The organism is Nonomuraea sp. NPDC049152, assembly GCF_040648355.1.
Taxonomy (GTDB): Bacteria; Actinomycetota; Actinomycetes; order Streptosporangiales; family Streptosporangiaceae; genus Nonomuraea.
This window is the reverse complement of sequence record NZ_JBEZDO010000105.1, coordinates 1-1,101: the sequence shown is the minus strand read 5'-3', so window position 1 is coordinate 1,101 and position 1,101 is coordinate 1. Positions and strand designations below refer to the sequence as shown.

The window sequence follows — 1,101 nt, the reverse complement described above, 5'->3', positions numbered from 1 at the left end:
TAGGGCGCGTATTGGGTCGTGATCAATCTGTCGATTCGCCCTCGTGGTGAGGCCTGGACCGGTAGATCTTGTTCCGTGACGCGAGTGCAACTGACGGACGCGGAGTGGGAGTTCATCGGGCCGTACCTGCCGATCGGCGAGTACGGCCCGTATCCCGAGCGGTTACGGCAGCAGTTCGAGGGTGTGATCTGGCGGTTCAGGACCGGCGGACAGTGGCGGGAGATGCCGCAGGAGTTCGGTGCCTGGTCGACCGTCCACAACCGCTTCCGGCAATGGCGTGACGCCGGCGTCTTCGAGGCGCTGCTGGAGGGCCTGATCGCAGAAGCGGGGAAGCGGGGTGAGGTGGATCTGTCCCTGGCCAGCGTCGACTCGACCACCGCGCGTGCTCACCACGACGCGGCCGGGATGCACCTGGGCGAGGACGTCCTCGGCGTATTGGAGAAGGCAGCTGCCGAGGCGGAGAAGGCCAGGTCAAAAGGGGCGGTCTGGAAGAACAAGACGGACAGGACGCCGAGATCGATCCCGAGCGGGAGGAGCGACGGCGCGTCCGGCGCCGGCGAAAACTCCGGCTGAAGGCCGCCCTCCTGGGACGCTCCAGGGGCGGGCAGACCAGCAAAGTTCACCTGGCCGCCGACCGCAAGTGCCGCCCACTGGCGTTCGCGCTGACCGCAGGCCAGGCCGCGGACAGCCCACAGTTCATCCCCGTGCTGGGGAAGATACGGGTCCGCGTCCCCGTCGGCCGCCCCCGCACCCGGCCGGACGCGGTCGCCGCCGACAAGGCCTACTCCTCCCGCGGCAACCGGGCCCACCTGCGCAGACGCGGTATCAAGGCAGTGATTCCGGAGAAGAGAGACCAGGCCGCCAACCGGAAGAAGAAGGGCTCCGCGGGCGGTCGGCCTGTCAGTCACGACGCCGGCCTCTACAAGGAGAGGAACACCGTCGAGCGCCTGATCAACAAGCTCAAGGCCTGGCGAGGCGTCGCCACCCGATACGACAAGACCCCAGCCAGCTACCTCGCCGGCCTCCATCTGCGCGCCTCAATGATCTGGGTCAAGCACCTCACCCGGACCACCACTTGATCACGACTCGATACGCGCCCTA

General features: G+C 67.6%; 1 pseudogene. It reads left to right on the top strand.

Annotation, left to right across the window (positions count from 1 at the left end):
* The first annotated feature begins 75 nt into the window (after window positions 1-75).
* Window positions 76-1,079: pseudogene (locus AB0B45_RS51535) on the top strand (IS5 family transposase).
* The last annotated feature ends 22 nt before the right edge of the window (window positions 1,080-1,101 follow it).